Source organism: Nocardioides caldifontis, assembly GCF_008087345.1.
GTDB classification, from domain to species: domain Bacteria; phylum Actinomycetota; class Actinomycetes; order Propionibacteriales; family Nocardioidaceae; genus Marmoricola_A; species Marmoricola_A caldifontis.
This window is the reverse complement of record NZ_ML701735.1, coordinates 561,308-575,153: the sequence shown is the minus strand read 5'-3', so window position 1 is coordinate 575,153 and position 13,846 is coordinate 561,308. Positions and strand designations below refer to the sequence as shown.

Here is a 13,846-nt window from a genome sequence, read left to right as displayed (position 1 = left end):
CGCGTGGGCGGCTCGCGCCGCCTGGCACGGTCGCCTCGCACCACGCCCTTCGCGTGAAGTGAGGCTTGCCTTACCCTTTCGCCATGACTGCCACCGTCCCGGAGCTCCGGGGCGTCCTGCTGGCCCACCGGCTGGCGGACCACGGACGACGCCCGGCGCTCCTCGGTGCCGGGTTCTCGCTGTCGTACGGCGAGCTGGCGGACCGGGTGGAGGCCGCGAGGGCGCGCCTCGGCACGACCCGCCGACTGGTCCTTCTGGCGGGGGGGAACGACGTCGAGACCGTCATCTGGTACCTCGGAGCGCTGGCCGGAGGCCACCCCGTCCTCGTCGCGGACCCGACGAGCGACCTCGCGCAGCTGGTGGCCGCCTACGACCCTGACGTCCTCGTGGAGGGTGGAGCCGTCACCGAGCGTCGGGTCGGGACGGTCCACGAGCTGCACCCGGACCTGGCGCTCCTGCTGTCGACCTCGGGCAGCACGGGCTCGCCCCGCCTCGTCCGGCTCAGCGCCGGCAACGTGCAGGCCAACGCCGAGTCGATCGCGGAGTACCTGGAGATCCGTGCGGACGACGTGGCGGCCACGACCCTCCCGCTGCACTACTGCTACGGGCTCTCGGTCCTCCACAGCCACCTGCTCCGCGGCGCCGCTGTCCTCCTGACCTCCCTGTCCGTGGTCGACCGGTGCTTCTGGGAGCTGTGCCGGAGCCACGGCGTCACGTCACTGGCCGGCGTCCCCTACACCTTCGAGCTGCTCGACCGCGTGGGATTCACGGGCCAGGAGCTGCCGACGCTGCGCTACCTCACCCAGGCCGGCGGCAAGATGCCCGCCGAGCGCGTGCGCCGCTTCGCCGAGCTCGGGCGGCGTCGCGGGTTCGACCTCTTCGTGATGTACGGCCAGACCGAGGCCACCGCCCGGATGGCTTACCTGCCACCTGAGCTGGCGGCGAAGAGTCCGGAAGCCGTGGGCGTCCCGATCCCTGGCGGCAAGCTGCGCATCGAGCCGGCGGGCGCTGAGGTCGGCGAGCTCGTCTACTCGGGACCGAACGTGATGCTCGGATACGCCGAGCGCCCCGCGGACCTGGCGCTGGGACGAGTGGTCTCCGAGCTGCGGACCGGAGACCTCGCGCGCCGGACCGCCGACGGACTGCTCGAGGTGGTCGGCCGCGCCTCGCGCTTCGTGAAGCTCTACGGCCTCCGGCTGGACCTCGACCGGCTCGAGAAGCTGCTCGCCGACGCCGGCCACCAGGCCCTCTGCGCCGCCGAGGGCGACCGGCTGGTGGTGGCGGTGGTCGGCGGACAGCCGCAGGCCGAGCAGGCACGGGCGGCGCTGGCCGCGGTGACAGGCGTCCCCGAGCACGCGCTCGACGTGCGTGTGGTCGACAGCCTGCCGCGGCTGCCCTCCGGGAAGCCCGACCACCGCTCCGTCCTGGCCTTGCCGCGAGGCGCCGTCGGGTCGGCCGTCGACGGTGGCGGGGACGACCTCGCCGCGCTCTTCGCGCAGGTGCTCGGACGCGACCAGGTCGGACGCGACGACACGTTCGTCTCGCTGGGCGGCGACTCCCTGTCCTACGTCGAGATGTCGCTGCGGCTCGAGGAGGCCCTGGGACACCTGCCGCCGGGTTGGCACACCACGCCGATCGGTCGGCTCCAGGCCGCACGCCGGCGCCGCAGAGGCGCCGCCGTCGAGACCAACGTGGTGCTCCGGGCGCTGGCCATCGTGGCCATCGTCGGCACCCACGGGAACCTGTTCGTGCTCACCGGCGGCGCCCACCTGCTCCTCGGCATCGCGGGGTTCAACCTGGGCCGCTTCCAGCTCGCGTCTCCGTCCCGGCGTGATCGGCTGACCCGGGTGCTGTCGAGCGTGGCGCGGATCGTCGTGCCCTCGGTGTTGTGGGTCGGTGGGTTCGCGCTGCTCGCGTCGGCCTACCCCTGGCAGACGGCGCTGCTGCTCAACGGCGTCCTGGGGCCGGAGGCGTGGTCCGAACCCGCCTGGCACCTGTGGTTCCTCGAGGCGCTGGTCGCGCTGCTGCTGCTGACCGCGGCCTTCCTGGCCGTGCCCGCGGTGCACCGCATCGAGCAGCGGTGGGGCTACTGGCTGCCGGTCGCGCTGGCCGGCCTGGGGCTGCTGGCCCGCTACGACGTCGTCTCGCTGCGGGGTGGTGACGAGATCCACCGCGCGCACGTCGTGTTCTGGCTCTTCGCGGTCGGATGGGCGGCGTCCCGCGCGACCACCGCCGTCCACCGTGGCGTGCTCACCGGGCTGCTGTGCGTCGCGACACCCGGGTTCCTCGAGGACACCGCTCGCGAGTCGCTGGTCCTCGCCGGAATGCTGCTGCTCGTGTGGGTGCCGCAGCTCCGGCTGCCGCGCACGCTGGTCCGGGCGTGCGGGCTCCTGGCTGGTGCCTCGCTCTACGTCTACCTGTCGCACTGGCAGGTCTACCCGCACTTCGAGCACGGTCGGCCGCTGCTCGGTGTGCTGCTGTCGCTGGCCGCCGGTGTCGCCCTCTGGCAGGTCGTCGAGCGTGGATGGTCAGGGCTCCGCGGGTGCGTGGGACGCCAGGGCCGTCACCACCGTGTCGCCGGCGACGAGCACCGGCGCCGCCCCGGGGACCAGGCCGATCCTGACCGGGGTCCCCGCGGGGTGGTGCACGCGGTGCTGGGTCCAGGCCCGGACCGTGCGCCCCGACGGGAGCCGCACCAGGTGCAGGATGAAGGCGCCGTGGTACTCCACCCGCTCGACGCGCGCAGCTGACACCGGGTCGGCGGCGACGGCGACCTCGTGCGGCCGGAGCATCACCTCCAGCGTGGTCCCGTCGGCCAGCGGCCGGCCGGTCACCGGGACGGTGCCGACCTCGCACTCGATCCCGGCGGCCGTCACCGTCGCCGGCAGGAAGTCCGCATCCCCCATGAAGGTCGCGACGAACCGACTGGTGGGACGCTCGTAGACGTCGTCCGGGGGCCCCACCTGCAGCACCTCGCCGGCCCGCACCACCGCGATCCGGTCGCCCAGGGAGAGCGCCTCGGTCTGGTCGTGGGTGACCAGCAGCGCGGCGCTCCCGGTCCGGCGGAGAGCAGCGAGCGTGTCGGCACGCACCTGGGCACGCAAGTTCTCGTCGAGGCTCGAGAACGGCTCGTCGAGGAGCACGACCGCGGGCCGCGGCGCCAGAGCGCGCGCGAGGGCCACCCGCTGCTGCTCACCGCCCGAGAGCTCGTGGGGGAGCCGCCCCTCGAGCCCGGCCAGGCCGACCACCCCCAGCAGCTCGGCGACGCGTGCTGCCCGCTGGGCGCGCGAGGCTCCTCCGAGCCCGAACGCCACGTTGCGGGCGACATCGAGGTGCGGGAAGAGCGCGTGGTCCTGGAACACCATCCCCACCCTGCGCCGCTCGGGGGGCCGGTGCCTGCGGCCGTCGTCGACCACCTGGCCGTCGATCTCCACGATCCCCGCGTCGGTGTGCTCCAGCCCGGCCACCAGCCGCAGCAGGGTCGACTTGCCGCACCCGGACGGTCCGACGACGGTGACCACCTCGCCGGCGCCCACCTCGAGGTGGAGCGAGCGCACGGCGTGCACCGGGCCGTAGCGCTTGTCGACGCCACGCAGCGCGAGTGCGGTCACCGGACCACCCCGCCCGATCGATCGACGTCGGCGGCCCCGGGGGGCCGACGGCCGGTGGTGAGCAGCGCCACCGGCACCACGGCCAGCGCCACGATGAGCAGGGCGGGCAGCGCCGCGCGGGTCCAGTAGTTCTCGGACGCCAGCTCGAACACCCAGACCGACAGCGTCGTGAACCCGAACGGGCGGAGCAGCAGCACGAGGGGGAGCTCCTTGACCGCATCCACGAGGACCAGCGTGGCAGCCACGGCCGCGCCCGACCGCACGAGGGGGAGGTGCACCCGGGTCAGGACCCGGAGCGGTCCGGCGCCGAGCGTGAGCGCTGACGAGGTCACCGAGAGCGGCACGCGGGAGAAGCTGGCATCGACGGCCTGGTACGCCGGGCCGGTGAACCGCACGACGTAGGCGACGAGGATGCCCAGCACCGACCCGGTCGCGAGGAGCCCCGTGCCGCCGTCGACCCCCAGGAGCTCCAGCAGCCGGTCCAGCCCCTGGAAGGCGGCGAGCACCCCGATGCCGATCACCGCCCCCGGCACGGCATAGCCCACCATCGTCAGCTGGGCCGCCCCGGAGACCAGACGGCCGCCGCCGAGCCGTTCGGCGTGCGCCATCGTCAGGGCGACCACCACGCACGCGGCCGCCGCGACGGCGGCGACGGCGGCGCTGTTGGACAGGTGCTCACCGAACCGCTCGTCGGTCAGCACCCCGTCCTCCCGGGCGGCCTCGACCGCCCACGTCGCCAGCCTGGCGACCGGAAGCACGAAGGCCGCGGCGACCACGGCTCCCGCCGCCGCGGTGGCGCTCCACCCCCGGCTCCCCGCCAGCCGTCGTCTTCCCAGGCCACGCCCCGCACCGCCGCGCTGGGCGTAGCGGGCGCGGCCGCGGAACGTCCGCTCCAGGGCCAGCACGCCGATCGCGAAAAGCAGCACGAGGACGGAGACCGAGATCGCCGACCCGATGTCGAAGCTTCCCTTCCAGGCCAGGTAGACCCCGACGGACACCGTCCGGACGTTGAAGTACTGCACGGTGGCGAAGTCGGTGAGCGTCTCCATCATCACCAGGGCCAGGCCGGCGGCCAGCGACGGTCGCGCGAGCGGCAGCAGCACGGTGCGGAACGCCCGCCGGCGGGAGGCGCCGAGCGTGCGTGCCGCGTCGTACGCCGACGGGGCGAGCTCGGAGAACGCGGCCCGCACGGTCAGGTAGACGTACGGGTAGAGGGTGAGCGTCATGACGGCGACCGCCCCAGCCAGGGAGCGCACCGGCAGGGGGCCGAACCCGTCGCCCAGCTGGGCCCGCAGCGCCGTCTGCACCGGCCCGGCGAAGTCGAAGGTCGAGAGGAAGACGAACCCGAGGATGTAGGCGGGCATCGCCATCGGCAGGACCAGCAGCACCTCGAGGAGCCTCCGTCCTGGGAACTCGTAGGCGGTGACGAGCCAGGCCAGCCCGGTGCCGAGCGCGCCCGTGCCCACCGCGACGCCGAGCAGGAGCCCGAAGGTCGTCAGCACCATGCGGCCGATGCCGCCGGGGAGGTCCAGCCCGCCCTGGCTCAGCGCGCGGACGGTCACCGCGAGGACCGGGCTGGCCACGAAGGCGCCGACCGCCAGGACCACCAGGGACCAGCCACGGCGGCCCGACCCCGGAGCCTTGCGCCGCGGTGCCGGGACCGGCTCCGTGAGGAGCTCAGCCATGGGAGCCGGGCGCGCTCACCGGTAGCCGGCTTCGTCGAGGACCGCGACGGCCTCGGCGTTGAGGGAGCCGTACGCCGCGGCGTCGACCGACATCCTCTTGAAGGTGCCGAACCCCGCGATCAGCTCGTCGGGCTCGACGTCGGGGTTGACCGGGAACTCGTGGTTGCCGTCGACGAAGTCGCTCTGCCCGTCGGTCGCGAGCCACTCGATGAGCTCCTGCGCGTCCTCTGCCGCGTCAGAGCCCTCGACCACACCGGCGCCGGAGATGTTGACGTGGGTCCCCTCGCCGTCCTGGCTCGCCCAGTAGGGCGCGACTCCGAGGTCGGGGTCCTCCTCGAGCATCCGGGCCAGGTAGTAGTGGTTGGTGATGCCGACCTCGCAGCCGCCGGCGTCGATGGTCTCCAGCAGCTCGATGTCGTTGCTCAGGACCTGCACGTCGTTCGCCACCCAGCTCCGCACGATCCTCAGCGCACGGTCCCGGCCGTGCAGGTCGATGAGGCTGGCGACGAGGGACTGGGTGTAGGACGCGGTCTCGTCGCGCATGCAGAGCCGCCCCTTCCACTTCGGGTCCCCCAGGCCGGCGTAGGTGTCGACCGGGTCGAACTCCGAGGGGTCGACCGCCTCGGGGTCGTACATCACGGTCCGGGCCCGCATGGCCAGCCCCACCCACCGGCCGTCGGGGTCGCGCAGGTCCTCCGGCACGGCCTCGTCGAGCACGGTCGAGTCCATGGGCGCGAGCACGCCCTGCTCGGCCGCGTTCCACAGCATCCCGGCGTCGACGGTCATGAAGACGTCCGCCGGAGTGTCCTCGCCCTCCGACTTCAACCGCTCGAGCAGCTCGGCGTCGTCACCGTACAGGAACTCGACCTCGAGCCCGGTCTCGTCGGTGAAGTCCTCGAAGGCCTCCTCCAGGTCGTAGTGGCGTGCGGAGTACACGTGGATGTCGGCGTCTGCCTCGGCGCCGAAGACGCCGCAACCCGCCGTGGCGAGGGCCATCGACCCGGTGAGCACGAGCGGGGCGAGCAGACGGCGGCGCATGGGCGCTCCTCGACGGGTTCGGTGGCATTGGCTGTGCCGCATGGTAAGGCTAACCTTCGTCGCTCGACACTGGCGGCCTCCGGAAACGGGCCGGCCTCGACGGTTCGGGCGTCCTCCGGTGGGCACACTGCACCCGTCGACCCGCCCCGTGGAGGAGCCCGTCGACCGCTGGGTCCGGACGGGCCCCACCACGGCCCGAAGGACCCCGATGACCGAACGCACCCCCGGCACCACCGCGACCACCGCCGCCGAGCAGCTCGCGGGGCAGATCGCCGGCAAGGCGCACCAGGTCTCGGAGCGCGCCCAGCAGGTCGTCGAGGAGGTCAAGCCCCGGCTGCGCGGCTGGCTGCACGCCGCCGTCGCCCCGGTCACCCTCGCCGCCGGGCTGGCACTCGTGGTGGTCTCGCCCCCGGGCGCGGCGCGGGTCGGCTCCGCGGTCTTCGCCGCCACTGCCTTGCTGCTGTTCAGCGTCTCCGCCGCCCTGCACCGGGGGCGCTGGTCGGTCGGCACCGGGCTGCTGCTGCGCCGGCTCGACCACGCCAGCATCTTCCTGCTCATCGCCGGCACCTACACGCCGTTCACGCTGCTGCTCCTCGAGGGGCGGCAGCAGGCGGTGATGCTGGGCGTGGCGTGGGGAGGTGCGCTGCTCGGTGCGGCGTTCCGCGTGCTGTGGACCGACGCCCCGCGGTGGCTCTACACGCCGCTCTACATCGCCCTCGGCTGGGCCTCGGTGTTCTTCGTCGACGACTTCCACGCCGGCGGCGGCGCCACCGTGCTGGCACTGATCGTGGTCGGTGGGCTGCTGTACACGGTCGGCGGGGTGGTCTACGGGTTCCGCCGCCCCGACCCGTTCCCCACGTGGTTCGGCTTCCACGAGGTCTTCCACCTGCTGACCGTGGTCGCGTTCGCCACGCACTTCACTGCGGTGTCGGTGGTCGCTTCGTCGCTGCGCTGAGGGGCCGGGGCGGATCGGGGGCCTAGAACCAGGGGGGCGCCACCACGACGTACAGCCCGGCCCCGGCGGCGACCGCCGCGACCACCGGGTGGCCGCGGACCGCGACGAGCAGCGTCAGCCCCAGGCAGGCCACGGCCAGCAGCGCCGGCGCGGCGACCTCCGGGTCCCGGTGGGCGAGCACGGCCCGGACGGTGAACGCGGCGAGCACCGCGACCCCGACGACGGCGCACAGCACCGCCGCCAGCCCCGGGTCCCAGCCCGTCGTGCCCGCGGCGACGAGCGCAGCCGCCGTGGCGGCAGCCGCCGTCGGCCGGTCGGCGAGCTGCGGGGCGACGACGCCGCCGAGGGTCAGCGGCACCAGGAGCGTCGCCACCGGCAGGGAGCTGACCAGGTCGCCCACGAGCATCCCGGTCGTCACCAGGACCGGCCAGGCGACGAAGAGGGTCACCGCCGCACCGAGGTAGTACCCCTGGGTGCCCCGTGGCCCGGACCCCTCGTCGCCGACCGCCCGCCCGCGCGCGAGCGCCCAGGGGGCGTCGGTGAGCATGACGGCAGCCGCGAGCCGCCGGCGCAGCGGCGCGTCCCGCCACTGCGGCACCATCGAGACCGCGTAGGCACCGAGCCGCAGGTTCACCAGGAGGCCGACGACCGCGGCCGCGACCCACCCGGATCCCTGGCGGAGCACCTCGAGCACGGCCACGTGCGCCGCGCCGCCGTAGATCGCCCACGTGCCCAGCCAGGCCGACAGCGGGTCCGCGCTCGCCGCGACCGAGGCGCCGACGAGGAGCCCGAACGGCACGAAGGCCGGCAGCAGCTGGGCCATCGCGAGGGCACCGGCCCGCAGGTCGGGGCGCAGGGCACCGGCCGGGGCGGTCGACGTGGTGACCGACATGAGGACCTCCGTGGCGGGGCCGCCGCAGGGCACGGCGGCCGGTGGGCCCACCGTGCGGGGCACCTCTTCCACCCGGCTTCCACCTCCCTTTCACCGCGCGGAAGTGCCGGGGAAGGGTGCCGCTGCAGGGTGCTGGCCATGGACACACCACGGATCGGCGACGTCGCCGAACGGAGCAAGGACGTCACCGAGCGGGACATCGTGCTGTTCACCGAGATCACCGGCGACCGCAACCCGCTCCACCACGACCGCGAGCTCGCGGCAGCCAGCCGGTTCGGCGGCATCGTCGTTCAGGGCGGGGTGACCTCCGGCCTGCTCAACGCGCTCGTCGCCGAGCAGCTGCCCGGCCCGGGGAGCGTCTTCCTCGAGGTCCGCTGGCGGTTCCTCGCACCCGTCCGGCCCGGCGACCGCATCACGGCGCGGGCCGAGGTGACCGGTGTGCGGACCGACAAGCCCGTCACCACGCTCGCCACTCGCGTGTCCGACCAGGAGGGCCGCACCGTCCTCGACGGCACCGCCGTCGTCTGGCGCGACCCCGTCCTCACCGAGCTCGCCGGAACGGCCGGCGGCACCACCACAGAAGGGATCCACCCGTGACCGCAACCACCACGACCCGCTCCGACGAGGCCCGCAACGGCGTCGACGTCGCGACTCTCTTCGCCACCCTCGACGCCGTCAAGGGGCAGCCGGAGATCGCGAAGTTCCAGTTCCGCGCCGAGAACCGGTGGGTCTCCGGGACGCACAGCCGCACGACCGTCCACGGCTTCCACGGCGCCCTGCAGGAGCAGCAGCACAAGCAGGTGACGACCGTCGACTCCGACCACCCCGCCGTGCTGGTGGGGCAGGACGAGGGGCCGACGCCGGTGGAGTACCTGCTGCACGCGATCGCCGCCTGCCTCACCGCGGGGCTGGTGAACATCGCTGCGGCCCGCGGCGTGCGGCTCACCGAGGTCCGCTCGACCGTCACCGGTGACATCGACCTGCTCGGCATCCTCGGGCTCGGCGAGGACCGGGTCCGCAACGGCTACGAGCAGCTCCGCGTGACCATGCACGTCCGTGGCGACGCCGATGCCGAGACGCTGCGCCGCCTCGTGGAGCAGTCCCGCCGCCGTTCCGCGGTGTACGACGCACTCACCAACCCCACGCCGGTGGCCATCGACGTGGTCACCGACTGACCAGGACGACGGACACCTCGGGAACGGAGGGCGTGATGAGCCACTACGACGTGGTGGTGGTCGGAGGCCGGGTGGCCGGCGCCTCGACCGCGATGCTGCTGGCCCGTGCCGGGGCACGTGTGGCAGTGGTCGACCGCTCGGCGTACGGCAGCGACACGCCCTCCACCCACGCGCTGATGCGCGCCGGCGTGCTGCAGCTGTCGCGGTGGGGCCTCCTGCCCGCCGTGGTCGCGGCCGGCACGCCGGCGGTGCGGCGCACCACCTTCCACTACGCCGACGGCCGCACCGTGCCGGTCACGATCCGACCCTCCGCCGGCGTCGACGCGCTCTACGCGCCCCGGCGCGCCCTGCTGGACCGGGTGCTCGTGGACGCGGCCGCCGACGCGGGCGCACACGTGCTGCACCGCGTGACGGTCCTCGACCTGCTCCGCGACCGCCACGGCCGCGTCGGCGGGGTCGTGACGCAGGGCCCGTCGGGTCGCCTCGTGCTGCCGGCGGCGCTGACCGTCGGCGCCGACGGGCTCCGCTCCACGGTCGCGGCCCGGGCAGGTGCCGCCGTCCTCCGACGCGGTGTCCGCGGAGGCGCGACGCTCTACCGCTACGTCGAGGGGGTGGCCGCGGACGGCTACGAGTGGGCGTACGGCGACCGCGCCGCCGCGGGCGTCATCCCGACCGGCGACGGGCTCGCGTGCGTCTTCGTCTCCACCACCGCCGAACGGCTCCGGGGGCTGCGGCGCGCCGGCTCCGAGGCGGCGTTCACCACGCTGCTCCGCCGCGTCGCGCCGGGGCTGGCCGAGAACGTCCTCGCGGGACGGCCGCACGGGCGGCTGCACGGGTGGCGCGGGGAGCCGGGGTTCCTGCGCCGGTCCTGGGGGCCGGGATGGGCACTGGTCGGCGACGCCGGCTACTTCAAGGACGCGATCACCGCCCACGGGATCACCGACGCGCTCCGGGACGCCGAGCTGCTGGCCTCGTCGCTCCTGGACGTCCTCGGCGGCGGATCGGCCCGCGCGGCGGGCGCGGCCTACGAGGGCACCCGGCTCGCGCTCTCCGCCCAGCTCTTCGCCGCCACCGAGGCGATCGCCGGCTACGACTGGGACCAGCCCCGGATCGAGGCGCTGCTGCGCTGGGTCAGCTCCGCGATGAGCGACGAGGTGAACCACCTGGCCGGGCTGGACGGGCTGCCGCACCGGTCCACGCCGCCCACCCCGGTCGGCGTCCTCGCCCCCTGACAACCGGGCGAGCGGTCGGTAACGTCGCTCCCCGGAGGGAGACGACGACGGTGAGCGTTCGCATCCGGCTGCTCGGGGGCTTCCAGGTCACGGTCGGGGAGACGGGTGTCCCCGAGTCGGCATGGGTCCGGCGGCCGGCCACGGCGCTGGTCAAGCTCCTCGCCCTCGCGCCGGGTCACCGGCTCCACCGCGAGCAGGTCCTCGAGGCGCTCTGGCCGAGGCTGCCCGTCGAGTCGACGGTGCCCCGGCTGCACAAGGCCGCCCACTACGCGCGCCGCGCCATCGGCGCGAACGACGCGGTGACCCTCCGTCAGGACCAGGTGCGGCTGCTGCCCGACCGTGACGTCGAGGTCGACGTCGGGACGTTCCTCTCCGCGGGCCGCAGGGCACTGGCCGGCCACGACCCGGCGCTGGCGGCGCAGGCCCTCGAGCTGTACGGCGGTCCGCTGCTCCCCGAGGACCCCTACGAACCGTGGACCGAGGAGCCCCGGGCGCAGGTGGAGACGGTGCACCGGGAGCTGCTCCGGGTCGCCGAGCGGTGGGAGGAGCTCGTCGAGCTCGACCCGGCCGACGAGGAGGCGCAGCTCGCGGTCGCCCGGCGTCACATCGACCGCGGCGACCCGCGAGCCGCGCTCCGCCAGCTCGAGCGGCTGGAGCGGGCGATGAGCCGCGAGCTCGGGGCCGGTCCCGGCCAGCAGGTCGAGGCCCTGCGGCAGCGGCTGCTCCGCGCCCTGGCCGTGCCCGACCCCGCACCTCCAACCGGCACCGCGTCGCAGGTGGCGAGCCAGGCTCCTGCGGGCGCGCGGGCGAAGGAAGGCACGCGGCTGGTGGGGCGCCGTCGCGACGGGGACCGCATCCGCGCCAGGCTCGCCGCCGCCGACCGCGGCCAGGGCGGCGCGCTCGTGCTCCGCGGGCCGGCCGGCGTGGGGAAGAGTGCGTTGCTCGGGCTCGCCGAGGCGGCCGCCCGCCGGCTGGGGTGGCGGACCTGCCGCGGCAACGCGTCCGCGGTCGAGTGGTCGTGGCCCTACGCGCCCGTGCTCGACGCGTTGCGCAACCTCTGTCGGGCGCACCCGGCGCTCCTCGACGGGCTCGACGACGCCTACCGCGAGGAGCTGGACCGGGCCCTCGTCGGCAAGGAGCTGAGCTGGAACGGCGAGTCTGCCCACCAGCGGCTCTTCGTCGCTGCCGCGGAGCTCGTCCGGCTGGCGGCGGCCGGGCGGGGCCTGCTGCTGGTCGTCGACGACGTGCACGACGCCGACGACGCGTCGGCCCGGTTGCTCCATTTCTTGTCACGTTGTGCAGAACAGGAGCGGGCGCTCGTCCTGGTGGCCCACCGGCCCGCGCTCAGGCCCGAGCTGCGCGTCAGCCTCGCCGACCTGGGGCGGAGCCGTGACGGCACCCTCGACGTCGAGCCTCTCGACGAGGCGGCGACCCGGCGGCTGGTGGGGGCCGGCTTCCCGGGGTTGGACGAGGAGGTCGTGGACGAGGTGTGGCGGGTCAGCGGCGGGATCCCGTTCGCCGCCCTGGAGGCCGCGCGGGTCCGCGCCGAAGGGCGGCGGGAGGCGGTGCTGCCGTCCCTCCCCGCAGCGGTGATGACCACGTTGGCGAGGCTCGCCGTGCTCGGGACGGAGTTCACCACCGACGAGCTCCTGCTCCTCGCCGACGGCGGGGACGAGGAGGCCTACCGCCACCTGGAGATCAGCACCGCGTCCCTCGTCGTGGAGCCGACGGAGTGCGGGCACCGGTTCCGCCACCCGCTGGTGCGCGAGGCGGTCCTGGACTCGCTCGCCGCCCACGAGCGCGTGGCGGCGAGCCGCGTGGTCGCCGAGCGGCTGGCTGCCGCCGGGGCGGAGCCGGTCCGGGTCGCCCACCACCTCGTGCTGGCGGGCACCCCTGCCAAGGCGGTGCCGTTCGTGCTCCGCGCGGTGGAGACCGCGGGTGCGCTCGGGGCCTACCGGGATGCGCTCGCCCTGGTCGACGCGGTGGTGGACCACGCGGGTCCGGGGGACCGTGGCCACTTGCTCGCGAGGCGGGGCGACCTGCTGATGGCGCTGGGAGACCCGGGCGCGCTGGCGGCGTACCAGCAGGCGCTGCCGCACACCGAAGGGACCACGCGCAGGCTGGTGCGGGCGCGGCTGGCGCGCGTCGCCTGCATCACCGGCGACCTCGACACGGCCCGGTCGGCGCTCGCCGGGCTCGGCTCCGAGGGTGACCGTGCGGACGCCGCGATCATGCTGGCCCGCGGCTACGTGGCGCAGTTCAGCGGGGACACCGACGGCGCCTGGGACATCAGCAGCAGCGCCCGCGACCTGCTCGACGTGCTGGACGTCGCCGAGGAGAACTGGCAGCTCGTCGACCTGGTGGCGCTGCAGGGGCTGGTGGCCCACCAGCGGGGCGAGTGGTTCGAGCGGTTCCGCCAGGAGATGCACCGCACGCACGGGCGGGAGCGGCTCGCCGTGACCGTCTTCGACGCGCACCTCTGCGTCGCGGAGTACCTCCTCTACGGGCCGATGCCCTACGAGCAGGTGATCGACGAGGCGGAGGAGCTCCGGCGGCGTGCCGGCCGGACCGGTGCGCTGCGAGGGATCGCCTTCGCGACCGCGTTGATCGGCGAGGCTGCGCTGCTCCACGGCGACCTGACGACCGCGGAGCGGGAGCTCGCCGAGGCGGTGGCGCTGCACCGCGAGATCGACGCCCCGGCCGGGCACGCGCACAGCCTGCAGCGGCTGGCCGAGGTGCGGCTGCGCCAGGGCCGGCCAGTCGAGGCGCGAGAGCTGCTGGAGGAGGCGATCCCGCTGGCGCGGTGGACGGTGATCAGCATGCACCTGCTGCAGCGCATCTACGGCTCGCTGATCGACGCCGCCCCCCACCCGTCGACGGCGCTCGCGGCGCTCGACCGGGCCGAGGCGACGATCGGGGACCAGGACCACTGCCAGTTCTGCGACGTGATGCTGGCGGTGCCCGCCGCCCGGGCGTGCGCGGACGCAGGGGACCTGCCCCGGGCGCGCCGCTACCTCGCGCTCGCCGAATCGTCGGCGGCCCACTGGGACGGCACGGCCTGGACCGGCGCCGTGCTCGAGGCGGCCGCCCACGTGGCGCGTGGCGAGGGCAGGGACGACGAGGCCCGGGAGCTGCTGGCGCAGGCGGGCCGGCTCTTCGGGGAGGCCGGCCACGTCCACGACGCCGAGCGCTGCCGGGCCACCGCCACCAGGAGCCTCGACGTGGTGGAGACGGGCCACGGCTGACGCGCCGGCCACC

Annotated in this window: 9 protein-coding genes and 1 pseudogene; 6 read left to right on the top strand and 4 right to left on the bottom strand. The window is 74.8% G+C overall.

Annotated features, from left to right (window positions below; genetic code table 11):
• The first annotated feature begins 83 nt into the window (after positions 1-83).
• Positions 84-2,750, top strand: a complete 2,667-nt coding sequence (locus FIP57_RS24390) for an AMP-binding protein (RefSeq protein WP_148571634.1) — start codon at positions 84-86, stop codon at positions 2,748-2,750.
• Here the strand turns inward: FIP57_RS24390 and FIP57_RS02620 are convergent.
• The 3 genes and pseudogenes from FIP57_RS02620 to FIP57_RS02610 form a co-directional block, all read right to left on the bottom strand.
• Positions 2,649-3,557, bottom strand: a pseudogene (locus FIP57_RS02620) (ABC transporter ATP-binding protein); the annotation flags it as partial. The gene FIP57_RS24390 and the pseudogene FIP57_RS02620 sit on opposite strands and share 102 nt — an antisense overlap.
• A gap of 50 nt (positions 3,558-3,607) precedes the next feature.
• Positions 3,608-5,296, bottom strand: coding sequence for an ABC transporter permease (locus FIP57_RS02615; protein ID WP_148571632.1), 1,689 nt, complete (start codon positions 5,294-5,296; stop codon positions 3,608-3,610).
• A gap of 15 nt (positions 5,297-5,311) precedes the next feature.
• Entirely contained in the window at positions 5,312-6,334 is a 1,023-nt protein-coding gene (locus tag FIP57_RS02610; RefSeq protein ID WP_148571631.1) for an extracellular solute-binding protein, read from the bottom strand.
• Between the two features lie 208 nt (positions 6,335-6,542).
• Here FIP57_RS02610 and trhA point away from each other — a divergent pair, with 208 nt between their 5' ends.
• Positions 6,543-7,289 (top strand): PAQR family membrane homeostasis protein TrhA, encoded by a 747-nt coding sequence (gene trhA / locus FIP57_RS02605; RefSeq protein WP_148571629.1) that lies wholly within the window; start codon positions 6,543-6,545, stop codon positions 7,287-7,289.
• A 22-nt stretch (positions 7,290-7,311) separates the two neighbouring features.
• Here the strand turns inward: trhA and FIP57_RS02600 are convergent, their stop codons facing one another.
• Entirely contained in the window at positions 7,312-8,181 is an 870-nt protein-coding gene (locus FIP57_RS02600) for an AzlC family ABC transporter permease (RefSeq protein WP_148571627.1), read from the bottom strand.
• A gap of 138 nt (positions 8,182-8,319) precedes the next feature.
• On the opposite strand from FIP57_RS02600, the gene FIP57_RS02595 reads away from it, so the two are divergent.
• The 4 genes from FIP57_RS02595 to FIP57_RS02580 are packed head-to-tail and all read left to right on the top strand — an operon-like array spanning position 8,320 to position 13,833.
• Positions 8,320-8,778 carry a MaoC family dehydratase gene (locus FIP57_RS02595; protein ID WP_148571625.1) on the top strand — a complete coding sequence of 153 codons (459 nt, stop codon included), beginning with the start codon at positions 8,320-8,322 and terminating at the stop codon, positions 8,776-8,778.
• Positions 8,775-9,356 carry an OsmC family protein gene (locus FIP57_RS02590; RefSeq protein WP_148571623.1) on the top strand — a complete coding sequence of 194 codons (582 nt, stop codon included), beginning with the start codon at positions 8,775-8,777 and terminating at the stop codon, positions 9,354-9,356. Before FIP57_RS02595 ends, FIP57_RS02590 begins: the two co-directional genes overlap by 4 nt.
• A gap of 35 nt (positions 9,357-9,391) precedes the next feature.
• Positions 9,392-10,588 (top strand): NAD(P)/FAD-dependent oxidoreductase, encoded by a 1,197-nt coding sequence (locus FIP57_RS02585; protein WP_203231000.1) that lies wholly within the window; start codon positions 9,392-9,394, stop codon positions 10,586-10,588.
• Between the two features lie 50 nt (positions 10,589-10,638).
• On the top strand, positions 10,639-13,833 hold the full coding sequence (locus FIP57_RS02580) for an ATP-binding protein (RefSeq protein ID WP_162529660.1): 3,195 nt from the start codon (positions 10,639-10,641) through the stop codon (positions 13,831-13,833).
• Positions 13,834-13,846 lie beyond the last annotated feature (13 nt).